The sequence below is a fragment of the Rhodococcus erythropolis R138 genome (genome assembly GCF_000696675.2).
Lineage (GTDB): Bacteria > Actinomycetota > Actinomycetes > Mycobacteriales > Mycobacteriaceae > Rhodococcus_F > Rhodococcus_F erythropolis.
In genome coordinates this window covers 3,767,911-3,794,596 of sequence record NZ_CP007255.1, presented here as the reverse complement: position 1 = coordinate 3,794,596, position 26,686 = coordinate 3,767,911, and the positions used below count along the sequence as shown (strand labels likewise).

Genomic DNA, 26,686 nt, shown 5'->3' with positions numbered 1-26,686 from the left:
GATCCGGTAAACACGCGTCTGGTTCGCAGTTTCAACGTTTTCCCCTCGTCCGGACCCACCCGGGGTCCATCGCCCTGTGTGTTTCACTCATACCCATGTCGAACCTGGTTCAGACACCCCACTGAGCGATAACTTCCCGCAATCGTACAGCTATGGTTGCCGCCGGACCCGGTTCGATCATCTGGTTGTGTTCACAGTCGACTTCGGTGACTCGGATGTCGCCTTGTACAAACCTTCGCCATTCGGCCACGTCGTGTCCGTTCTCCGTAGATCTTCCGGCTACGAAGAACTCGATGGCCCCAAGATGGACAGGCGGTTGGTGCCGATTCGTCAATTCGACGGAGTGGGAGTAACCGCGACTGATCCGCGCTAGATGCTCCGCTTCGATTCCGATTCCGGCGCCCAGGGTCTGCTCCAGCAATTCCGCCGCTTCTTCGAAGGTTTCGACGGTCTCGGATCCCGCCGGCATCGCGAGCCCGGCCAGTAGTTCGGAGACCGAGAGTTCCGCGGGCTGATCGGAATCCGACGACGGATAGCTGTCGAGGATCGACAAAGTCACGTCACGTCCGCTCCGAGTGAGACTGTGCGCCACGGCGTGTGCGATGACGCCGCCGAGCGACCAGCCGGCCAGATGGATCGGGCCGGTCGATGCCACGGCTGCAATGCGATTCGCGTAGTCGTCGGCGAGTTCGGTCAGCGAGTCGAAGCTGGGTCCTCCGCTCAGGGACGGTAGCTGAAGACCGTATACGGGTTGATCCAGCTCGAGGTGCTTGACGAATTCTGCATAACCCCAGGACAATCCGATACCCGGATGGACGAAGAACAGTGGTGCTCGATCGGATCCGGCGCGCAGCGTGATCATCGGGGCGAGCAGATCCGAAGAATCGTCCGGCGAGTGTGCGTCCATTCCGTCGGCCGCACGGGCGACACCGGCCGGTGTCGGATCCAGGAAAAGCGACTGCAACGGCACTCGCATCCCGAGGCGCTTCTCGAGTTCGATGGTTATTCGAGTGGCGACGATCGACGTTCCTCCCAGTTCGAAGAAGTCGTCGTCGACACCGATGTGCTCGTGACCGAGCACTGCCTCGAAGATGTCGACGACCGTTCGTTCGGTGTCATTGGTCGGCGGCGCGTACGGGACTGTACGACGCTCGAAGCTCGGCGTCGGCAGTGCTTTACGGTCCAGCTTGCCGACCGGTGTCACCGGAATTCGGTCGACGACGACAATCGCGCCGGGAACCATGTGCGCAGGCAGGCGAGAAGACAGGTGGCGGCGAAGCTCCCAGTCGTCGACGGTCTGTCCTTCCACAGGCTGGATGTAGGAGGCGATCATCGTCTCCCCCGACGGTGCTTCGTGCCCAAGTGTTGCGGCGAAGTAGACGGATGGGTGTGCCATCAGGACTGAGTCGATTTCGCCCAGCTCGATGCGGAATCCGCGGACCTTGATCTGGAAGTCGCTGCGGCCGAGGTATTCGAGTGTGCTGTCGGAGCGCCAGCGCACCAGGTCGCCTGTGCGGTACATCCGCTGGCCTGGTTCGCCGAACGGATCGGCGACAAATCGGTCGGCGGTGAGGTCGGGACGATTGTGGTACCCGCGGGCGAGTCCGGGGCCGGTCACGTACAGCTCCCCGATGACTCCCACTGGCACGGGCTTGAGGTGCCCGTCGAGGACCAGGCCGGCAAAGCCGATGGCCGGTCGGCCGATGTTGATGTCCTTGCCCGGCCGCATGGGTTCACTGACGCTGGCCTGGATGGTGGATTCGGTAGGTCCGTATCCGTTGAACATGCGGCGGTCTCGGCCCCAGATGTCCACGAGTTCGGGTGGGCAGGCTTCGCCACCGACTGCGAGCACGCGGAGTTCTGGCAGCGCGGAGCTTTCGATGGAGCTGAGCGCGGTCGGCGTGATGAACGCGTGTGAGACGTGTTCGTCGGCAAAGATTTCGGCCAACTCGGATCCGCCGAAGACCGTGGGTGGGATGACGACCAGGCAGGCTCCGCTGCCGAACGCCATCATGAGTTCGAAGACCGAGGCGTCGAAGCTCGGTGATGCCAAGTGAGAGATACGCGAATAGGGCTGGACGTTGAATCTCTGATGTTCCTCGGCGTTGAGGTTGGACAAACCGAGGTGGGTGACGATGACGCCCTTCGGCTTCCCGGTTGAACCCGAGGTGTAGATCAGGTAAGCGGGATGCCCGTGATGCAAGGGGATCGTGCGGTCGAGGTCGGTGATCGCGGCGGCGCTCTGGCCGTCGATCTCGTCGACGGTCTCGCCTTCATCGAGGACCATCCACTCGACCGTGTCGGGAAGTTGACTGCGGTGAGCGTCGTCGGTGATGCCGAGTACGGCCCGCGAATCGTCGAGCATGTGGTTGATGCGATCGTCTGGATAGTTCGGGTCGACCGGCAAGAATGCTGCTCCGGTTTTCGTAACCGCCCAGATGGCGACGATCTCCGCCGTGGACCGCGGCAGCCCCAGCGCCACAAAATCTTCGGGTCCGACACCGCGCCGGCACAACGCTCGAGCCAGCTTCGTCGATTCCTCGTCGAGCTCGCGGTAGGTCATCGACCCCTCGCGACTCGAGAGAGCTGGAGCATCCGGGTTCGAGGCGACTGCCTCGGCGAGGATCTCCGGCCACACCTGCACGCGAGTCGCTGCTGCACCGGATGCCGGCACCAGGGCTGCTGTTTCGTCGGCGGCGAGGATGCCGATGTCGGCGATACGTGTTGCGGGTTCGCGTCCGACAGTGTCGAGGATCAGACGCAGGCGGTCGGCAAAGCGCCGAATGGTGGCGGGTTCGAAGAGATCGGTTGCGAAGTCGAAGGCAGCGGACATCCCGGCCGGGGCGCCGGACTCGTCGAACTTCTCGTCGACGATCAGTTCGAGATCTTCCTTCGCGTATTCGGTTTCCACGGTGAGGCCTTCGATATCGAGGCCGGGCAAGTGGAAATGCGCTGGTTCGTTGTTCTGAAGTTCGAGGGCGACCTGGAACAACGGTGAGTACGACGTGGATCTGGTCGGATTGATGACGTCGACGAGCCGTTCGAATGGCAGATCCGAGTTCTGGAATGCGGCCAGATCGATTTCCCGGATGTGTTCCACCAGTTCGGCAAACGTGATGTCGGGGTCGACGCCTGTGCGCAGGACCAGCGTGTTGACGAACATTCCGACGAGATGGTCGAGCGCTGCCTGACCGCGGCCGGCGATCGGTGTGCCGATGGTGACCTCTTCGGCGCCGGACAGTTTCGACATCAGCACGGCCAGTGCGCCGTGCAGAGCCATGAACATCGTGACACCGTTTGCCCTGGTGAGGTCCGCGAGGGCGCGGTGGGTGTTGGCGTCGATGTCGAAGGTGAATCGGTCACCGTGGAAGGTCTGTTGTACGGGCCGCGGGTGGTCGGTGGGCAGTGCGATGACGTCGTCGAGGCCGGCGAGTTGCTCACTCCAGTAGCGCAATTGGCGACTGATGACGGATTCCGGATCGTCTTCCGATCCGAGGACGCGGTGCTGCCACAACGTGAAGTCCGCGTACTGCACTTCGAGTGGCGCCCAAGTGGGTTCGGTTCCTGCCGTGCGCGCCAGGTAGGCCGTCATCACGTCGCGTGCGAGCGGCGCCATCGACGAACCGTCGGCGCAGATGTGATGGACCACGACAAACAGAATGTGAACGGGTTCATCGGTGTCGAGCCGGAAGAGCGCGACGCGCAGCGGCAGGTCCACCGACACGTCGAAGCCGGTCGTGGCGAGTCGTTGCATGCGCTCTGCGAGTTCGTGCTCTCCCAACGTCATTTCACGGACCGGCGGTACGGCCTCGTCGGCGGTGAGCACTTTCTGAATCGGATCGCCGCCGACGGCGGGGAATACCGTCCGCAGGGTTTCGTGCCGCTCGACGACGTCGGCGATCGCCTGTTGCATGGCGGTGACGTCGAGGTCACCGGTGAGGCGAACAGCTAGTGGGATGTTGTACGCGGCTGAGCGTGTGTCGAACTGGTTCAGGAACCACATGCGCTTCTGCGCCAACGAGAGCGGGACGTTACCGTCGCGCTCCATGGGAGTGAGCGGCACAGTGCCGACGGCAGTGACAGCGTCGGAAAGCCGTTCGGCGAGCTGAGCTGTCGTCGGTGCCTCGAAGAGCACGCGCACCCCGACGTCGATGTTCAGTGCGGAGTTGAGCCGCGAGACCACGCGAGTGGCGATCAGCGAGTTGCCGCCGAGTTCGAAGAAGTTGTCGTCGACGCCTACCTGCTCGACGCCGAGTACATCGATGAAGGCGTCGGCGATCCGACGCTCGAGGCTTGTGCCGGGAGCCCGGAATTCCACGCCGGTTCCGGTGAACTCCGGGGTCGGCAACGCTTTTCGATCGAGCTTGCCGACCGCGGTGCGCGGTAGCTCGTCGACGATCATGATGCTGGCCGGAACCATGTGCGAGGGAACACGTCCGGCGAGGTGCGCGGTGATCTCTGCGCCGGTCAGCGTCGACCCTTCCTCGACGGTGAGGTAAGACGCGAGAACGGTTGCGCCGGCCGGTCCGTCGACGCCGAGTGTCACGCAGTTCGTGACACTTGCCATTGCAGTGATCTGGGCGTCCACCTCACCGAGTTCGATACGGAATCCGCGAATCTTGACCTGGAAGTCGCTGCGCCCGACGTACTCGATGGTGTGATCGCTTCGCCAGGAGGCGATGTCACCGGTGCGGTACATCCGGTCGCCTGGCTTGCCGAAGGGGTCGGCGACAAATCGCTCGCTGGTCAGGCCGGGACGCCGGTGGTATCCGCGAGCCAGTCCGATGCCGGCGATGTACAGCTCGCCGGGAGCTCCGACGGGCACCGGTTGCAGGCGCGAATCGAGGATCATCTCGTGCACACCGCGGATCGGGCCACCGATCGTGATGGGTGCACCCACTGTCATGGGTTCGCTGATGTCTGCCATGACGGTTGTCTCGGTGGGGCCGTAGGCGTTGACGAATTCCCGCCCGGGTGCCCACAGACCGACGAGGTGCGGTGGCAGAGCCTCTCCCCCGACGACGACGTGCCGGAATTCGTCCAGGCCGGCCGGATCGACGGTGGCGAGTGCCGCCGTGGTGACGAACGCGTGAGTGACGTGTTCGCGGCGGATCAGACTTGCCAGTTCGGCGCCGCCGTAGATGTCGGTCGGGACGATCACCATGGTTGCTCCGACACCGAATGCCTGCAGGTACTCGAAGATGGCTCCGTCGAAGCTGGGGGTGGCGAAGTGCAGGGTCCGAGAGTGGTGATCGGCGTGGAATCGACGTTGCTGATCGAGCGCGAAGCTGTCGAGTCCGGTGTGGGTGACGACAACTCCCTTGGGTCGGCCGGTGGATCCCGAGGTGTAGACGACGTAGGCGGCGTTGTCCATGACCACCGGTGCAAGCCGTTCGTCCTGGGCGATCGGCAGCGTGCAGCTTGTGGCGACGTCGTCGTCGAATGCTTCCTCTCCGAGCACCAACCAGGACACGATGGGTGGCAATGTGTCGATGGCGTCGACGACGGTCAACCCGAACAACACCTCGGAGTCGCTGAGCATGTGTTCGATTCGGTCGGCCGGATAGGTGGGGTCGACGGGGACGAAAGCTGCGCCGGTCTTGGCCACTGCCCACACCGCGAGTACTGATTCGACGGACCTTTCGATGCCGATGGCGACCGATGTCTCGGGCCCGGCGCCGCGGCGGATCATGGCTCTGGCCAACTGGTTCGAGCGTCGGTCCAGTTCGATGTAGGTCATGGAACGGCTGCCGGCCGAGAGCGCGATGCGGTCGGGATATGTGGCGGAGACGTCGGCGAGTATTTCCGGGAGCGTACGAGCGGAGCGACCCGGGGATCCGAAGACCGGCGCAAGATCACGGCTCTCGAACTCCGTGAGAACCTGCAGGCGGGCCAGCGGCTGATCCGGTGCCGACGCCAGCTGCTCGAGGACGATGCCCACGCGCTCGGTGATCTTCGCGACTTCGCGGGCGGAGAAGTGCGTCGGCAAGTACTCCATCTTCAGGTTCAGCGTGTCACTTTCCGACGCGACAACGGCAATCGGATAGTGCGCCGAGTCGCGTCCGTCGATGCCGAGGACGTGCATTCCCGCGATGTCGGTTTCGGCGGTCAGGGCTGCCTCGTCGACGGGATACGACTCGAATACCGTCAGGGTGTCGAATGAACCGGCGGCGCCCACTGCTCCCGCGATGTCCGACAGTCCGATGTGGTGGTGGTCGAGTAGTGACGCTTGCTCGGATTGGACGCGAATGGCCAGTTCCGCGAGGGTTTCTCGGGCGTCGAGGCGGATTCGGACGGGCACTGTGTTGATGAACAGGCCGACAATCGATTCCACACCGGACACCTGTGGTGGGCGTCCGGAAACGGTTCCACCGAATACGACGTCGTCGCGGCCGAGGAGTTCGGCGAGCACGATTCCCCAGGCCACTTGGACCAGGGTCGCCATGGTCAATCCGCGGCTTCGCGCGAACGCCCGAAGGGTCTCGGCTCGTTCGGTCGGCAGCGAGTACGAGTGAACGTCACTGGCAACGGTTTCGGCGGCGGTGCTCGCTTGCGAGAGTTGGGTGGATGAGTCCACTCCTCGTAGCGCTTCCTGCCAGGCTCGCAGAGAAGAGTCGGGGTGCTGCTTCGAGATCCAGGTGAGGTAGTCGCGATACGACTGAACTCTGGGCAGAATCTCGGGGTCGCCGTCGGTTGCGTAGAGAGTGAGCAGGTCTCGAAGTAACAGAGGGGTTGACCAGCCGTCGAGCAGGATGTGGTGGTTCGTCACGACGAAGCGTGCTGTGTCCGGTCCGAATCGTACGAGCATGAACCGGATCAGGGGTGCTGTTTCCATGTCGAAACGCTGAGCGCGATCACGCTCGAGCAGCTGAGCGAACGCGACTTCACTGTCCTCGGTCCCGGACAGGTCGATCTCGGCCCAGCCGATCTCGACACCGGAACGGATTACCTGCAGCGCCCGCCCTCCCGGCGCGGAGACAAATCCCGCGCGCAAGCTCGGATGACGATCAACCAAGGCCTGCGCGGCGCGACGCAGGCGCGGCGCCTCCACCCGACCCCCGAGCTCGAGGGTCAGTTGCACCATGTACGGATCGATTTCCGTTTCGTCGAACTGGGCGTGGAAGAGCATGCCCGACTGCAGCGGTGACAGTGACCAGATATCGGTCAGGTCGGGGAACCTACGCTCGAGCTGTTCGATGCTCTGCTGATCCGCGGTGACGAGATCGAGATCGGTGGGCGTGAGCTCGCGTTCGGAGTGTTCGTCCACGTATTCACTCAACGATCCGAGTGCTCGGGACCAGAGTTCCGCCAGTTCCGTGACTTCGGCTTCGCTGAGGATGCCGCGGGGGAAGGACCACGTTGCGCGCAGAATCGGACCGTGCGCGGTGTCGGTGGTGACGGCATTGATGTCGAGCACCGACGCGGCGGCAAGATCTCCGCTGTGCGCTTCGTCGAGCGTCACTTCCGAGATCGGCAGCCACGGCACCTCGCCGTGCTCGGGATCCGAGCCGGCAAAACGTCCGAGGTAGTTGAACGAGATCTCAGGTGTGGGCAACTCCTGTAGTTCTTCGTTCCGGTCGAGGTACTTGAGCATCCCGAACCCGATGCCGTTGTCCGGCAGACCGAGCAGCGTTTCCTTGACGACTTTCACAGCGGAGGCCGCGGTTGATCCCCCGGACAGTGCATCGACGACATTGAGTCCGGTGAGATCGATCCGGACGGGGAACAAGGTGGTGAACCAACCGACTGTGCGCGAGAGGTCTGCGCCAGGCGCTGCGTTCTCCTCGCGCCCGTGTCCCTCGAGATTGACGAGCACTTCCCCGCTTCGCTGTCCGCGCGATCGACGCCAGGCGGTGACGGCGATCGCGAGAGCAGCAAGCAGCCCGTCGTTCACCGAGCCTCCGAAATGTCGTGGCACCGCCGAGATGATGTTCTCGGTCACCGAGGTCGGTACGTCGACGCTGACGCGGTCGACGGTGGCTCCGACGTCGACCGCGGGGTCCAGCCCGCGCGTTCCGAGCATTGGTTCGTCGGTCCGCATCCTCGACCACAGGTCGATCTCGTCGCGTCGATCTGCGGCGGTCTCGGCGAGCGCTGTCGCCCAGCGACGTATCGACGTTCCGCCGGGCGGAAGAATCGGTGTTTCTCCGTCGAACGCCGACGCATATGCCGTGACCAGGCCGGGGACCAGCATTCGCCAGGACACACCGTCGACCGCGAGGTGATGAAGTACCAGGAGCAACCGTCCCGCCTCAGGCCGGTTGCCGTTCGCGCTGACCGGATCCAACCAGACTGCGCTGATCATCTTGCCGTGCTCGGGATCGAGTCGGCTGGATGCGTCCTGCATCGCGGCTTCTGCCGCGCGCAGGAATTCTTCGCCGCCGGTGGACACGATGGGGGTTCGGTGCAAGATGTCGGAGGCTGCGACGGTGCCGGGTTCGCTGATCTCGAGTTGGTGAGTCACGGCCTCCAGACGTGCCCGCAGTACGTCGTGGCGGTCGAGGATCGTTTGTAGTGCGCGTTCCAGCGCGGGGCCGGACACATCCGCGGGCAGTGCGATCAGCGCGCTCTGGCTGTAACTGCGGATCGTGCTCAGGTCACCGCGACTGCGTTCGACGAGCCACTCCATGATCGGTGTGAGCGGTAGCGGGCCGGCTCCCCCGCCGGGTAGCTCGGTGAGAACCGGTGCCGTTTCCGATGATTCGATGAGGAGGACCTTGGTGAGGCCGGCCACGGTTTTCGCTTCGAAGACGTCCCGCGGAGTGAAGATGAGGCCTGCGGACTTCGCCCGTGAGACGAGTTGGATCGACATGATCGAATCGCCGCCGAGGCCGAAGAAGGAATCGTCCACTCCGATACCGCCCCGCCCCAGAACCTCTCCGAAGAGGTCCGCGAGGACCGCTTCGGTGGCGGTGGCTGGTGCCCGCGTCGCCTCGGTTGTTCCCGTCACGGTGAAGTCCGGAGCCGGGAGGCTGCGTCGGTCGAGCTTTCCGTTGACCGTCAGTGGAAGCGATTCGAGGACGACGATCGCGGTGGGCACCATGTACTCCGCGAGTTCGGCGGCGACGAAGTCGGTCACCGTCGCTGAATCGACGGTACTGCCTGTTTCGGCGACCACGTACCCGACGATCCGCGGTGACGCTCCCTCTGTGCGAACAAGTGCTACCGAGGCAGCGACGCCGGGGCAGCGGAGCATTGCGGCTTCGATCTCTCCGAGTTCGATGCGGAAACCACGCACCTTCACCTGGAAATCACTGCGGCCCACGTACTCCAACTGCCCCGCGTCGTTCCACCTCGCCAGGTCCCCGCTCCGATACATTCGATCCCCCGAACTACCGAATGGATCGGGAAGGAACCGCACCGAAGTCAATGCGGGTTTCCCGAGGTATCCCCGAGTCACCTGGTCACCGGCGACGTACATTTCGCCGACAACACCTGGTGGCACCAGGTTCAGTCGCCGATCGAGTACGTAGACGGACAATCCTGGTACTGCTCGCCCGATGATGCTCGCCGACGCGTGCTCGCTGTCGTTGCGGTCGAGTGCGATTCGACTGACGTGCACTGTCGTCTCGGTGATCCCGTACATGTTGACCAGCGTCGGCGCCGTGTCCGCACGACGGTCGTACCACTTGCGCAATTGCCCGAGATCGAGCGCTTCTCCACCGAAGACGACGTAACGCAGTGCAAGGTCGGGGTCCGTGCCGTTCGGTGAGTACGCACGGTCGGCTTCGGCGAGTTGGTAGAAGGCGGTGGGTGTTTGGTTCAGCACCGTCACTCGCTCACGGCGGAGCAGTTCGTGGAACATGTCCGGCGATCTGGTCGTGTAGTAGTCGACGACGACCAGCCGGCCACCGTGCAGCAACGGCCCCCACAGCTCCCAGACGGAGAAGTCGAATGCGTACGAGTGGAACATCGTCCACACGTCCGTGTTGTCGAACCCGAATGTCGGGGAGGTGTTGTCCATCAGAGTCAGAACGTTTCGGTGGCTGACCTGGACACCTTTGGGGCGCCCTGTGGATCCGGAGGTGTAGATGATGTACGCGATCGCGTCGGGCAGAAGTGGTGTCGTCCGGTCCGCGTCGGTGATGCGATGTGGCGCGGAGTGATCGAGGCGTACCGCGATCTCCGGCGATCCGAGTTCGACGATGTCGATGCCGGATTCGATGATCTCCGAAGGTAGGTCGCTTCGGAAGTCTCCGGTCGTGACCAGGCATACCGGCCGCGCGTCGTCGAAGAGGAATCGCATGCGCTCGGCCGGGTAGGTGATGTCGACCGGCAGGTATGCCGCCCCGGTTTTGATGACGGCGACGAGGGCGAGCACGAGATCGGTGGTTCTGGGCATCGCAATGGCAACCACGGATTCCGGACCGATACCGCGGCCGATCAGGAGCCGCGCCAGGCGGTTCGCGCGCCCGTCCAGTTCGGCGTACGTCATGGCGCCGTCGCTGTCGTTGACCGCGGTCGACGACGGATGTGCTGCAACAGCTTCGAAGAATCGGTCCGCGATGTTGTCGGCCGGAGCCGGTTCGGCGTGAGTGTTCCACTCGGTCAGCATCTGTCGACGCTCGCCGGCGCCCACGACGTCGATGTCACCGGTAGGAGTCGACGGGTCTCGGGAGACCGCCTCGAGGAGGGTGAGCAGTCTGCGCGAGAACGACTCGATCAATCCATCGTCGAACAGGTCTGTGGCGTAGATGAATTCGGCGTCGATTCCATCCGTTCCGCCATCCGCGTCGTAACGCTCGGTGACCGAGAGTTGCAGATCGAACTTGGCGACGGGTAGGTCGAACTCGACTCCCGAGACCGACAGACCTGGCAGTTCGAGTTGCGGTAGCGCGTTGTTACGGAACTCGATGAGGATCTGGAACAACGGAGTGTGCGACGTCGAGCGTTCCGGGGCGAGTGCGTCGACCAACCTTTCGAAGGGCAAGTCGGTGTGTTGGAACGCGCCGAGGTCGCCTTCGCGAACCTGGGCGAGTACGTCCTCGAACGACGCGTCGGGCGTGATCTGTGTCCGCAGCACAAGAGTGTTGACGAACATTCCGACCAGGTGATCGAGTTCGGCCTCGCCGCGCCCGGCGACAGGTGTACCGATGGCGATGTCCTCGGTACCGGCCAGGCGTGCCGCAAGTACCGCCAGTGCTGCGTGCACGACCATGAACATGGTGCTGCCGTGCTCGCGGGCCAGATCGGTCAGCGCCCGATGGGTCTGCGGCGATACCGCGAACCGGTGAACAGAGCCGACCATGGACGGCTTTGCCGGACGTGGGAACGACGTCGGCAGGGCGATCGGCTCGCCCAGTCCCGCGAGTCGGTCCTTCCAATAATCGAGCTGACGGGTCAGAGCCGAGTCCGGATCTTCCTCGGAGCCGAGCACTTCGTGCTGCCACACAGCGAAGTCGCCGTACTGCACGGCCAGTTCCGACCAGCTCGGCGCACTGCCGGCGCTGCGGGCCGCATATGCCGCTGCCACGTCCGCTGCCAGGGGGTTCATCGAGAACCCGTCGGCGACGATGTGGTGGACGACGATCACGAGTACGTGCCTGCGCTCGTCCCCGTCGACGCGCAGGACCGCGCAGCGGATCGGAACTTCGGCCGAGGCGTCGAAGCCTGCCGAGGCCAGCTCGAGGATTCGATCGGACACTCTGGCAGCAGTGACGATTTCCGGCTCCAGGATCGGCATGACCTCGTCGCTGGACATCACCTGCTGCACAGGCTGTCCGTCGATCGAGGGGAACTTCGTCCGCAAGCTCTCGTGGCGACCCAATACGTCCGCTACCGCGGCCTGCAATGCGGCGAAGTCCAGATCGCCGTCGAGGCGCACTGCCAGGGGAACGTTGTAGGCCGGCGAGGTCACGTCGAACTGGTTGAGGAACCACATCCGCTTCTGTGCCAATGACACGGGCAGTGGATCCGGGCGAGATCGCCGAGTCAACGGTGGTCGGGGGTTCTCGCCGCGGCCGACACTCTCCGCCAGACGAGACAGCTGCCGAACTGTCGGAGACTCGAACAATCCTCGAACGCCGATGTCGGTGCCGAGAAGTGCGTTGACGCGGGCGATGACGCGGGTCGCGGTCAGTGAGTTTCCGCCGATATCGAAGAAGTGAGTGTCGACACCGATCGGGGACACTCCGAGCACGTCCTCGAAAACGCCCACCACCAGCCGTTCGAGCTCGGTCGCCGGTGCAGCGAGTGTTTCGGGATCGGTGTCGAAGCGAGGCGCAGGAAGAGCAGCTCGATCGACCTTGCCGACGCCGGTCAGTGGTAGCTCGTCGAGCACGACGACGCTCGCGGGCACCATGTGTGCCGGCAGTAGCTCCCGTGCCGCCGCCCGGATGTCCTCGGCGCTCACCGGGCGTTCGTCGTCGCAGACGACATATGCCGCCAAGGCCTGCTCGTCGGAGGGTCCGCGCACCGCCAATGTGACCGCGTACTCCACACCGGGCAGCTGACCCAACGCCGTGTCGACCTCGCCTAGTTCGATACGGAACCCGCGGATCTTGACCTGGAAGTCGCTGCGTCCGAGGTACTCGATGGTGCGGTCACTGCGCCAGCGCACCACGTCTCCGGTGCGGTACATCCGCTCCCCCGGCTCGCCGTACGGGTTGGCGACAAATCGTTCGCTCGTCAGCGATGAACGCCCGTGATAGCCGCGCGCGAGTCCAACTCCGGCGACATACAGTTCGCCGGGAACTCCGACGGACACCGGTTGAAGTCTGCGATCGAGGACGACCTCGCTGAAGCCGCGGTTCGGCGGCCCGAGATAGACCTTCTCACCGGCTGGGATGGGGTCACTGAGGTTGCAGGAGATGGTGGTTTCGGTGGGTCCGTAGACGTTGACGAACGATCTTCCCGGCGCCCAGGTGCGCACCAGGTCCGCCGAGGGCGCCTCGCCACCGACCGTGATGGTGGTCAGTTCGTCGAGTCCCTCGGGATCCACCGACGTCAGCGCTGCGGGCGTGATGAACGCGTGCGTGACATGTCCCTCTCGGAGAACGTCGGCCAGTTCGGCCCCTCCGTAGACGGTGGTGGGAGCTACGACCAGTTCGCCGCCGACGGCGAAGGCGAGCAGATACTCGAGAACGGAGGCGTCGAAACTCGGCGAGGCGAAATGCAGTGCGCGTGAATTCTCCGTGAGACCGTAGCGATGACGCTGTTCGTCGGCGAAGTTCTCGAGACCGGTGTGCGTGACGACGACACCCTTGGGCCGGCCGGTCGAGCCCGAGGTGTAGATGAGGTAGGCAGTGTTCTCCAGCCGCGGGGTTCCCCGGCGCTCGTCTTCGCGTAGCGGTGACGTGGACACTCCGGAGAGCCGAGTGGCGTTCTCCGGGTCGTCGAGTTCGAGCCACTTCGTTGCGCCACCGCCGGCCGGTGCGTGTGCAGCCGTGGTCATTCCGAGCGATGATGCCGAGTCCTCGAGCATGAACGAGATCCGGTCACTCGGGTAGCGAGGATCGATCGGCACGAAGGCGGCGCCGGTCTTGGTGATCGCCCAGACCGCTGCGACGGATTCGAAGGACCGTTCCACACAGATCGCCACCCGTGAGTCCGGGCCCGCGCCTTCCGAGATGAGCACGCGCGCCCACTGATTCGACGCCTCGTCCAGCTCTCGATAGGTCATCTTTCTGTCACCACAGGACAGTGCGACCCGTTCGGGGAATCTGCTCGCGGTGTCCGAAAAGATGCGATCGAGTGTCCGTACCGAGCGGCCTTGCCGGCCGCGCGCGGGAACCAATTGCTGCACTTGCGAATCCGGCATCAAACGCAGTTTCGCCAGCGGAAGATCCGGTTGTGCGGTGATCAGTTCGAGGGTGCGGAGCAGCCGGTCCGCGATCGCGTCGATGTCGTGATCGCCCAGGACTCCCGGGAAATACTCGAATTTGAGCCGCAGTCGCCCGTCTGCCGCAGAGGCAACGATCGCGAGTGGATAGTGCGCGGCATCCTCGGCGTCGTGGACGTCGAGAACGTGCATTCCGGCGATGTCGGTGCCCGAGGAGAGTCCACCGCGGTCAACGGGATACGACTCGAACACAGTCAGCGTGTCGAACGATGCAGCGGCCCCCACTGCCGAAGTGATGTGCGAAAGCCCCACATGATGGTGATCGGACAACCGCGCCTGTTCCGCTTGGACACGAACGCACAGCGCTGCCAGTGACTCTCGCGGGTCGAGGCGAACTCGGACGGGGACAGTGTTGATGAACAAACCCACCATCGACTCGACGCCGGACACCTGGGGTGGTCGGCCGGAGACGGTTCCACCGAAGACGACGTCGTCGCGGCCGAGGAGTTCGGCTAGCACGATTCCCCAGGCCACCTGGATCAAGGAGGCTGTCGTCAGGCCACGGGAGCGGACGAATCCACGCAGAAGTTCCGTCTCACGTTCTCCGAGGGCTGTGGTGGTCGAGCGTGAGGTGGCGCCGTCCTCGTCGACGGCGTGAGTTCCGGTGAGCAGCGTCGGGTCGCCGAGTCCGCGGAGTGCTTCGCCCCAGGCTTCGATCGACACGCTGTCGTCGCGAGTGCTAATCCAGCTCAGATAGTCCCGGTAGGGGTGCACGCGTGGGATGGCACTGTGATCACTGTCGGTGGCGTAGAGCGTCAGTAGGTCACGGACCAGCAGCGGCATCGACCATCCGTCGAGGAGGATGTGGTGGTTGGTCAGGATCAACCGATACGCGTCGTCTCCGGTTCGCAGAAGCAGGAACCGCAGCAGGGGCGGCGTGGCCATGTCGAAGCCTCGCACCCGATCCGCATGGAGGAGCTCGCGTATCTCGGTTGCCTGTTCGGTGGGGGCCAACGGAGAGATGTCGATCTCGGTCCACGGCACGTCCACGTCGGCGCTGATCACCTGCACCGATCGCCCACCGGTGTCGGTCGTGAACGCAGCTCGCAGGTTCTCATGACGGTCGAGCAACGCCTGTGCGGCGCGGTGCAACCTGGACGCGTCGACGCCGTCGAGTTCGAGTGCGAGTTGGACGGTGTACGCGTCGACTGTGTGTTCGGCGTAGCGGGCGTGGAAGAGCAGTCCGGATTGCAGCGGTGAAAGGGACCAGACGTCGGTCAGTGTCGGGAACTCGCGCTCGAGGTGGTCGATGGACTCCTGGTCCAGTTCGATCAGGTCGATGTCCGACGGTGTGAGTCCCCCGCGTTCGCTGTGTTCGGCGTAGGTGGCCAGAGCGCGCAACGACTGCACCCAGAGTTCGGCGATGGCGCGAGCATCGCGCTCCGCCAGCACGCCGGTGGGATAGGCGATAGTGGCACCGATGTGCGGTGCACCCGAGATTTCGGTGGTGACGACATTGACGTCCAGGACCGAACCCACGGGCATCTCGGACCGAGCTGCCGCTTCCAGATCGACGTCGCGGGCCAGCGCCCAGTCCCCCAGCGACTCTCCTGCCTCGGTGCCGGAAAAACGACCGAGATAGTTGAACGAGATCTGCGGTTGACGGAGATCTTCCAGTTCCGCTCGGCCCACCTCGTCGAGATAACGCAGAACTCCGTACCCGATGCCACTGTCCGGAACTCCCAACAGTTCTTCCTTGACCCGCTTGAGAACCACCGCTGCCTCGGGGCCGCTGCTCATCACGTTCGCGATGTCGATGTCGGCGAGGTCGATTCGCATCGGGAAGACACTGGTGAACCAGCCGACGGTGTGCAGGACGTCCGCACCGGGCACCACGTGAGCCTCGCGTCCGTGACCTTCCATCGAGACGAGCACGTTGTCGGTTCGTATGCCCTGTGCCTGCCTCCACTGCGTCAGTGCCAGCGCGAGAGCAGCAACGAGACCGTCGTTGACGGATCCACCGAAGAGCGCGGGAAGCGTGGTCAGGACTGTGTCGGACAGTTCGACGGGCACGTCGGCGACAACTCGGCCGACCGAATCGAACGTGTCGAGCCGCGGGTCCAGCGGCCGGGTTCCGATCAGGGGGTCGTCACCTTCGAGGATCGAACGCCACCGCGGCAATTCGACTCTTCGATCGGGCGCGATGTCACGGAGCGCATGCGACCAACGACGAACCGACGTGCCCGAATACGACGGCTCCGGCTCCTCGCCGGCGTCGATCCGGTGGAAAGCGGACGCAAGTTCCGGTACGAGCACGCGCCAGGACACACCGTCCACCGCGAGGTGGTGGATCACCAGGAGCAACCGGCCGGTGTTGCGTACGCCGGACAACCAGACGACCCGCACCATCTCGCCCCGGACGGGGTCGAGTTCTCGACGTGCATCACCCAGGGCGGCGACGATCGCCGCGTCGAACACTGCGGAGCCCGGCTCGGCCTCGACCTCGACTACCCGGCAGATGTCCTCGGCTGCAACAGATCCCGGATCGTCGACAACGAGCCCGCGCTCGCCGTCGAGTTCGAGACGCGCGCGAAGGATGTCATGACGATCGAGAACAACTTGAAGCGCTGCGGTCAACTGCTCCACACTGCGAAGCCCGTGCGGCGCATTGAGAAGGGTCGCTTGGGAGAACGAATCGAGCCCCTGCAGATCGGAGCCGAGCCGGTCGAGCCACCACTGTGCCACCGGCAACAACGGCACGTGGCCGACGCCGCCTCCGGGAAGTTCCTCGAGCACCTCGGGTTCGTCGTCCTTGGTCGATGCCAGCAAAACCGCAAGACCGGCGACCGATTTCACCTCGAAGACGTCACGCGGGGTGAACACGAGCCCGGCGTCGCGGGCACGGGCGACGAGCTGAATCGACATGATCGAATCGCCGCCCATCGAGAAGAACGAGTCGTCGACGCCCACCGATTCGACACCGAGGACATCGACGAACAAGGCGGCCAGCGTGCGCTCGGTATCGGATTCGGCAGCCCGCGAGCGCGCTTGGGTTGCTCGCAGGTCGGGAACCGGCAGGGCTCGGCGGTCGAGCTTTCCGTTGGCAGTCATCGGCAGTTCGTCGAGAACGACCACCGCCGCAGGAACCATGTACGGGGCCAGAGCCGAGCCCGCGAACGCGATGACGGCCTCGGGATCCACAGTCTGAGCATCGTTGGCGGGCACGACGTATCCGACGATTCGCGCGGCGCCTCCGTCACGTTCGAGCGTGGTCACCACGGAATGCGCGACCCCGGGGTAACGAGCCAGAACTGCTTCGATCTCGCCGAGTTCGATGCGGAACCCACGAATCTTGACCTGGAAATCACCTCGGCCCTGGTACTCGAGTTCGCCGTTCTTGTTCCACCTGGCGAGGTCGCCGGTGCGGTACATCCGTGTGCCCGCACTGCCCGCGGGATTGGGCACGAAACGTTCGGCGGTGGTGCCGGCGCGGTTGCGGTAACCGCGGGCGAGTCCGTCGCCACTGACGTACAGCTCCCCCGTCACTCCGACCGGGACGCGGTGCAGGCGATTGTCGAGGACCCACGCAGCGATGCCTGTCGACGGGCGACCGATCGTCACTCGATCGGCCGGGGACATCGGCTCGGTGATGCTGGCGACGACCGTCGATTCGGTCGGTCCGTAGGCATTGATCATGATCCGGTGATCACTGACCCAGGCGGCGACGAGATCGGGCGGGCAGACGTCGCCACCGGTTCCGATGCAAACCAGCTCGTTCAGTTCGCTCGGATCGACCGTGGCCAGAGCGGCCGGGGTGATGAAGGCGTGCGTGACGTGCTGATCGGCGATCAGGCTCGTCAGTTCGGTTCCGCCGATGATGCTCGGTGGAGCGATGACCATCGTGGCCCCGGCACCAACGGCCATCAGGAGTTCGAGAATCGAGGCGTCGAAGCTCGGTGAGCTGAAATGCAGCGTGCGCGAAGTCGATTCCACCCCGAATCGAGTACGTTCCTGTTCGGCGAGTGCCGAAAGCCCACGGTGAGTGACCATGACACCTTTGGGGACGCCGGTGGAACCGGAGGTGTAGATGACATAGGCGGGATTGTCCAGAGACACCGTCCCCGCCAGTTCCGAGGCCTCCAGCCGCTGATCTCCGAACTGTTCGAGGGTTGCCAGTGTCTCGGCCTGATCGAGCAGAACTGCGTCTGCCTCGTCGGGGACGACACCCACATGCTCGGCGGTGGTGAGGACGACGCCCGCTCCCGAGTCGTTGATCATGTGATGTACGCGGTCGACGGGGTACGCCGGGTCGACGGGTACGAATGCGGCGCCGGTCCGGGCAACCGCCCAGATCGCGACCACGGATTCCAGTGAGCGTGGCAATGCCAGGGCGACAACGGATTCCGGACCTGCCCCGCGGCCGATCAACAGTCGTGCAAGCCGATTGGCCCGGCGGTCCAGATCGGAGTACGTCAGATGTCGGTCGCCGAAAATCAGTGCAGTTCTCTGCGGTTCGTCGACGTACTTCCGCTCGAGCAACGTCGAGAAGTGAACCTGGCCGGGAAGTTCCGGTGCAGACACGACGCTCATCGTGTCGGTGTCGACCACGAGATCGATGTCGCCGACCGGCGTGTGCGGTGATTCGGTCACCGCACCGAGGATCCGAACAAGATATCGAGCGAAGCCTTCGACCGTCGACTCGTCGAACAGGGCGCTCGCGTAGGTGAACCCCGCCTCGATTCCCGCCGGCCGGCCGTCGTCGTCGAATGTCTCGGCAAGCGTGAGTTGCAGATCGAAATTCGAAACGGCGGATTCGAGTTCGAGGACCTCGACCTCGAGGTCCGTCAGACGAACTGCTGGTCGACTGGTGTTCTTGAACTCCAGCATCACCTGGAACAACGGTGAATGCGAAGTCGACCGCTCCGGAGCCAGTGCATCGACGACGCGCTCGAAGGGGACGTCTGCGTGAGCGAAGGCGTCGAGGTCGGTGCTGCGAACTCTGGCCAACAGATCGGTGAACGAGGCTGCGGGGTCGACATCGGCGCGCAGCACCAACGTTCCGACGAACATACCGACCATCGGATCCAGGAGGGCATTTCCGCGTCCGGCGATCGGCGAGCCGATCGTGATGTCTTCCATGCCGGACAATCTGGCCACGAGCACCGCGTACGCGGCGTGTATCGCCATGAACATACTGCTTCGGTGTTCGATCGCGGTTTCGCTCAGACGACGATGAATGCCGGCATCGATGTCGAATCGAACGACGCCGCCCGAGAGATCCTGTACACGCGGCCGCGGGCGATCTGCGGGGAGCGCGAGAAGCTCGGGCACACTTGCCAGCTGACGTGTCCAGTACTCGAGCTGGCCGGCGAGGGTGCTCTCCGCTTCGTCTATCCGTCCGAGAGCCCTTTCCTGCCAGATCGCGAAGTCCGCGTACTGGACCGGGAGAGGAGACCAGTCGGGTGCCTCACCTCGATGCCGTGCCGAGTACGCGCTCATCACGTCGAACGCCAACGGTGCCATCGAGAATCCGTCGGCGCAGATGTGATGGACGACCACAGCCAGGACGTGATCTTCTGCGTCGACCTCGATCAGTTCCGCCCTGATCGGTGGAGCCTGCGTCACGTCGAAGCCCCTCGCGGTGACGCGTTCGATCTCCCCGAGTACCGCTTCGGTGCTCGCGCCGACAATCGGTAGCGACCCCAACGCTTCACCGGGTTCCACGATCACCTGCGCCGGCACTCCCTCGATCATGGGAAACAGCGTGCGCAGCGATTCGTGGCGATCGAGCACATCGGTGATCGCGCCTTCCAAGGCCGCAACGTCCAACCGGCCTCTCAGCCTGATCGCTATGGCCACGTTGTACGCCGCGGAGGTGACGTCGAATTGATTGACGAACCACATGCGCTTCTGCGCCAGCGACAGCGGAATCGACTGCGGCCGCGGCAACGCCTCGAGCGGAAGAACGGTTGCTCCCCCTCGCGCCGTTGCGCACTCGACCGCCAACTGCGCAACGGTCGGCGCGTCGAACAACTCTCTGATCGACAGGTTCAACGACAGTGAATCGTTCACGCGCGCCACGGCGCGGGCAGCGACGAGACTGTTTCCGCCGATCTCGAAGAAGTTGTCGTGAACACCGACGGCCCCGGATTCCAGCAGCTCCTCGAAGATCGCCGCCAACTGTGCTTCGAGCGGTGTTCGCGGCGCCAGATACGTCTGCGAGCTGTCGAAGCTGGGAGCGGGCAGAGCTTTCCGATCGAGCTTGCCGGTCGAGCCGAGCGGAAACACGTCGAGGGCGATGACCACTGCGGGAACCATGTAGGCGGGAAGGAGACCTCTCAACTCGGCGCGCATGCCGTCCGTGTCGATCGAGGTGCCGGTCTCGGCGATGACGTAGCCGACCAAGCTGTCACCGACCACGTCGTCGTGATGGACGAGAGCAGCAGCTTGCGTGACACCGGGCAGCCTGAGCAACGCTGCTTCGACCTCGGCGAGCTCGATGCGCTGGCCGCGGATCTTGACCTGGAAATCGCGTCGACCGACGTAGTCGAGCAGCCCGTCGGCGCGCCACCGGACGACATCACCGGTTCGGTACATCCGGGTGCCAGCCGGGCCGTACGGATCGGCCACGAATCTGTCGGCGGTGAGATCGCTGCGCCCGAGGTATCCACGCGCCAGTTGCACTCCCGCCAGGTACAGCTCGCCGTGAACGCCGACCGGAACGGGATGCAGCCGCCCGTCGAGGACATAGAGCTGGGTGTTCCACACAGGAGCACCGATGGGAACGGTGACGGTCATGTCTGGGGTGAATTCGGCGGCGCTCACGTCGACGGCGGCCTCGGTGGGTCCGTACAGGTTGAACAATCCTGCAGAACTCAGACGGGTGAGCGCCTCCGCGGTGGTGGGAGCGAGAGCTTCACCGCTGCAGAACACCTGACGCAGGCTTGCGCACTGCCCGGCAGTCGCGACCGCGACGAATTCCGCGAGCATCGACGGAACGAAGTGCGCCGTCGTGACGCCTTTTTCGGCCATCAACGCCGACAGGTACCCGGGATCACGGTGCCCCTCCGGTTCCGCGATCACCAACTGCGCACCAGTCTGCAGGGGCCAGAACAGTTCCCACACCGAGACGTCGAAGGTCACCGGAGTCTTGTGCAGCACCACGTCCGACGCGTGAAGTGGGTACGCGTCTTGCATCCACAGAAGGCGATTGACGATCGAACGGTGTGATACTGCAACGCCTTTCGGCCGACCGGTCGATCCGGACGTGAAGATCACGTATGCAGCATTGTCCGGGAGGAGGGGTCGGATCCGATCAGCGTCGGTGATCGGCACCGTCGTGGACACGGGACGATCGAGATCGACGTCGACGATCGGGACTCGCGCGGGAAGTGCGCCGTGGTCCTGGGGCCGGCTCAGCACACAGATCGGTGCGGCGATGTCGAAGACGTACGCGATACGTTCGGCCGGATGGTCGGGGTCCACCGGGACATACGCCGCGCCGGCACGGATCACGGCGTGGACCGCGACGAGTAGTTCGGGTGACCGGCGAATCGACACCGCGACGCGCATGTCCGGGCCGACACCGTGGGCGATGAGGGTTCTGGCAAGTTCACTGACCCTCGCGTCGAACTCCGCATACGTCAGTGTCCGCTCGCCGTAGATGAGCGCGGCCCCCTCGGGCGTCCGGGCTGCCTGCTCCGCCACCAGGTCGGAGAGGGTGGTGATCGGTACGGCGTGTTCGGTGGCATTCCAGCGCTCGAGGACCAGTTCCGCCTCGCCCACAGCTGTGAGATCGACGTCGCCGACGATTGATTCGGGGTCGGCCGCTACCGCGTCGAGGAGCATCGTGAAGCGATCAGCGAGGCCCGACATGGTGTCCGAGTCGAAAAGTTGGCTGGCATAGTTCAACTGGCCGTCGAGATGGTCGCCGCGGTCGGTGAGAATGACCTGAAGATCGAACTTCGCTGCACCCGTGGACAGTTCGTCAACAGTGACGTCGAGCTCGGGTAAGGTGACCTCGGCGGGAGCAGCGCCTTGCATCACCAACATGACCTGGAACAGCGGTGCCTGGCGCTCTGCGAGGGATTCGACGAGTACGTCGTACGGCACTTCGGTGTGCTGCAAGGCCGCCACGTCGACGTCCCGGACGCGGGTGAGAACTTCACCGAAGGTGAGTCCCCCGTCGAGAACCGTCCTCAGCACCACCGTGTTGACGAACATTCCGACGACGTCGTCGAGGGCGCGCTCGCTACGCCCGGCCACCGGGGTGCCGATCGTGATGTCGTTCGCTCCACATTCTCGACTGAGCAGGACGGCCAGCGCGGCGTGGATCACCATGAACACGCTGACGTCGCATCGCGCCGCGATCTCGCCGACCCGGCGGTACGTCGCGGAGTCGATCCGGAAATCGAGATCTCCACCGCGCAGCGAGACACCTGCAGGCCGCGGGTGATCCATCGGCAGTTCCGCGAGCTCACCGCGTTCGGCGAGCGTGTGCGACCAGAACCGCAACTGCTCGGCGAGAATTGAATCCGGGTCGGATGCTTCGCCGAGCGCTCCTCGTTGCCATTCGCTGAAATCGCCGTACTGCACTTCGAGCGGCAACCACGCCGGTACACGCCCGCTCGCCCTCGACGCGTAAGCGACCATCACGTCACGAGCCAGCGGCGCCATCGACAGGCCGTCCGCTGCAATGTGGTGAACGACGAGGACCAGGGTGTGCTCGCGTTCGTTCACCTCGAGCAGAGTGGCGCGGATCGGCACCGATTCGCTGACGTCGAATCCCGTTCGTGCCAGTTCGCTCGCCCGCGCTGCGGCCGCTGCGGCAGGCACCGTTTCCACCTCGAGATGATCGAACATCTCGTCCACACCGAGAACGTGCTGGACCGGACCACGGGCGCTCTCGGGGAAAACGGTCCGCAAGACCTCGTGCCGAACGATCACGTCCCGCAGTGCGGTGAACAGTGCGTCGACGTCGAGATCGCCGGTCATCGAAACCGCGATCGGAATGTTGTACGCCGGCGAACTCGGATCGAGTTGATTGGTCAGCCACATACGTTGCTGAGCCAGAGATACCGGTATCCGGTCAGGGCGATCGATACGCGTCAGTGCTGGGGCGCGCGTGTTCCGCGAGTCCGCGAGGTCTGCGCGAGCAGCCAGAGCGGAGACGGTCGGCGCCTCGAAGAGGTCGAGAACGCTCAGCGTCGTCCCGAGTGCTCCGTTGACCCTCGACACGACTCGGGTCGCGATCAGCGAGTCACCGCCGAGGTCGAAGAAACTGTCGTCTGCTCCCGCCCTGGTGATGCCGAGCAGATCGCAGAACACCGCAGAAATTCGCTTCTCGGTCGAGGTCTCGGGGGCACGGTATTCGGCCGTGCCGCCAGCCGAATCGATGTCCGGTAATGCTTTCCTGTCGATCTTTCCGGCGGGAGTCAGTGGAATGGAATCGAGTACGACGATCCGCGACGGAACCATGTGCGCTGCCAACGAGGATCCGGCGTGGGCGATCAATTCGGAGTTGTCGATGTGCGTGCCCTCAGCCGCCGTGACGTACGCCGCCAACAGTGTTTCCCCACTCGGGCCCGAAACTCCGGCGGTGACGGCCTGCGCGACGCTCGGATGGCGGCGCAGTACGTCGTCGATCTCGCCGAGTTCGACGCGGAAACCGCGGATCTTGATCTGGAAGTCGCTCCGTCCGAGGTACTCCAGCTCACCCGCGCCGTTCCACCGCGCGAGGTCACCCGTGCGGTACATGCGCTCTCCCGCAACGCCGTTGGGGTCGGCGACGAATCGTTCGGCCGTGATCGTGGCTCGCGCGTGGTATCCACGCGCCAAACCGATACCGCTCACATAGAGTTCGCCGGCGACACCGATCGGCACCGGTTGAAGCCGCGAATCCAGGAGGACGGCCGCGGCGCCGCGCATCGGCTTTCCGATCGTGACGGGAACATCGCTGCTCAGCGGTCCGGTCAGGGTGGCGACGACGGTGGTTTCGGTCGGTCCGTACGCGTTGAACATCGAGCGTCCGTGTGACCACTGATCTACCAGCGCGGGCGAGCAGGCGTCGCCGCCGGTCACGACCACTCGTAGATCCGGTAGGCCGGCGGGATCAACAGTTGCCAGCGCGGCCGGGGTGACGAAAGCGTGTGTCACCCGGCCGACGCGCATCACCTGGGCCAGTTCGTCGCCGCCGTACACGGTGGGCGGCGCTATCACCATCGTCGCCGCGCCGCCGAAGGCAAGGAGAAGTTCGAGTACCGAAGCGTCGAAGCTCGGCGACGAGAAATGCAGGGTGCGGTCGCCTGGTTCGACTCCGAACCTGATTCGTTCTTCGTCGGCGAAGCTGCTCAGCCCGCGGTGACTGACCACGACGCCTTTGGGGACGCCGGTAGATCCCGAGGTGTAGATCAGGTAAGCCGGGTCGTCGTAGCGAACGCGTGAGCGACGTTCGCCATCGTCGAGCGGTGCGTCCGAGCGGTACGCGTTCGGTTCGTCGGTGCTGAATTCGTCCAGAAGCAGCCAGTCCACCGAATCGGCGAGCCCGGCATGGTGCTCCCCCACGCTGATTCCGACAACAGCTCCCGAATCGGTGAGCATGTGCCGAATACGATCCTCGGGGTAGTGCGGATCGATCGGAAGGAAAGCGCCGCCGGTCTTGGCCACTGCCCACGTCGCGGTCACCGATTCGATCGACCTCGACAGTGCAAGGGCGACGTAGGTGCCTGGGCCGACTCCCCTGTTGATCAGTTCGCGGGCGAGTGTGTTCGACTCGGCGTCGAGTTCCCGGTAGCTCACCTCACGATCACCGAAAACGAGCGCCGGGGCATCGGGGTTCACAGCCGCGGCCCGGCGGAGGATATCGGGCAGGGTCAACGGCGCGGACGCGGTCGCTCCCCGTGCCGGCATAAGGAACTCACGCTCGAACTCGTCGAGAAGATCGAGATCTCCGACCGACGTTCGCGGGGCTGCCGCTGCGCCCGCAAGGATCCGCACCAGTCGCGAGAGGAAGGCTTGGACCGTGGATTCGGCGTAGTGCTGCGTGGAGTACGCCACCTCGAGGGCGCCGGTATCCGCGTGGACGTCGATCGCCACATCGAGGCCGGCAATCGTGGTCTCCTGCGAGCCGTCGTTGAGATGGACGTGCAACTCGGGCAGCTCGGGGATACCTGCCGCCGATCGAACCAACAACGTGTCGCGTTCTCGAGCAAGAAAACTCACGAACTCGTCGAACGGCGCCGCCGGATCGACCTCGCAGCGCAGCGGCGAAGTCCCCCACTCGGTCCTCGTTCCGATCAACACGTCACGGCGCTCGGTCGATCTCGACAACAATGCCGCAAATGCCGCGTGGACAACGGCAAAGAGTGAGACATCTTCCGTACGTGCAAGTTCGGCGACCGCGGGATCGAGCGGGAAGCTGAGCCGATTCGTAGTGGTCGGCTCCGATTCTGCGTCGATTCGCTCGAGCCCCAGCGCCGAACCCTCGTCGGAGTCCCCCAGATATCCAGCCCAGAACCTTTCGGTTTCCCTCCGCTGCGCACTGCGTGCCCCGGCCTCGGCGCTTGCCGGATGAATCCGGTTCATCGGCGTACCGGCCGGTGCTGCTGTCAGTTCTGCGACCAACTCGGTGAACGCCCGGTGGTGTTCAACCAGTTCGTCGTGACCGTAGCGATTGGGGTTGCCACGAAAGTCGATCAACGTCTGAGCTGGGTCGCCACTCTGGTACACGTTGACCAGGAGATCCTCGACGGGCCCCGACGTGACGATGTGAAACTCGCCGGTCAGTGATCCCAGTGTTATCTCCTGCCGGAAGAGCATCACATTCATCATCGGACCGGACAGTCGTGCATCGCCGACCGCCAAGCCCGCATCGCGCCTGATGTCTTCGAGACTGCATCGCTGATGACGAAGCGCGCCGAGGAGTTCGAGTTGGACCCGCCCGACCAGATCGTCCACGCTTTCGTCGGGGTCGACGTGGATGTGAAGGGGCGCGACGTTGACCAGCATTCCGCCGGAGCGTTGCAGCGGTGCCGTGGTCCTCGCCGAGACCGGCAGATTTATCAGAACGTCGTCGTAGCCGGTGTTGCGAGACAAATAGCACGCCAGTGCCGAAATCAGCACCGCCGCCGCAGTGGCACCGGAACGCGAATTCCACTCGTCCAAGGCAGCAAGGCTGTTCGCCGACATCGCGGCACTGACGAGTTCGCTACGCGCAGTCGGAGGTCCCTCACGCGTCGCCAACGTAGAACCGTGCTCGACGCCGGACACTCGCTGGGCCCAGTATTCGCGGTCGGCCTCGAACCGACTCGATTCGCGGTACTTCTGATCGAGTTCGGACAGCGTCGTGACGTCGAGCGCCTTGTTTACCGCAGGCTCCCGGCCCTCGACTGCTGCGGTGTAGATCGCGGCAATTCGATTCACTATCGTCATTCCGCTGTATCCGTCGAGAGCAACGTGGTGAATCCTGGTGTACCACAAGTAGTCTCGATCGCCAGTTTGGAGAATTGTCATCTCGACGAGACGATCACGCGTCAAGTCGAGCGTCGTCGCGTAATCGTTGTCCATCCACTCCGACGCAGCCTGCCGAGGGTTCTCACGCTCGCGGAAGTCGAAGTAGTCGATACCCGGATCGATCGTGAAGTCCACGATCTGGCACGGCTCACCATCGGGGTACATCAACCGCAGAAATGGCGACTCGAACTCGTGGGCGGCCTCCACTGCAGCGCGGCTGAGCAGTTGCATGTCCAGGTCGCCGTGGAACTCGATGTACTGCGCAATGAAATACGGCACCGTCGGGTGAAGTTGCTGCGCAAACCACATACTGCGCTGCACCGCTGACAGGGGAAACGCCCCTGCCGGCAGGCTTCGCGATCCGGTCAGCGGATCGATCCTCTTGTCGGTATCCAT

General features: G+C 64.2%; 1 protein-coding gene. It reads right to left on the bottom strand.

What is annotated here, in order from left to right; translation table 11 throughout:
• Positions 1–109: 109 nt before the first annotated feature.
• Positions 110–26,686, bottom strand: coding sequence for a non-ribosomal peptide synthase/polyketide synthase (locus H351_RS17340; RefSeq protein ID WP_029255366.1), 26,577 nt, complete (start codon positions 26,684–26,686; stop codon positions 110–112).

Coding starts and splice junctions, on each gene's coding strand:
- H351_RS17340 (WP_029255366.1), bottom strand. CDS start 26,686: ATGGATACCGACAAGAGGATCGATCCGCTGACCGGATCGCGAAGCCTG.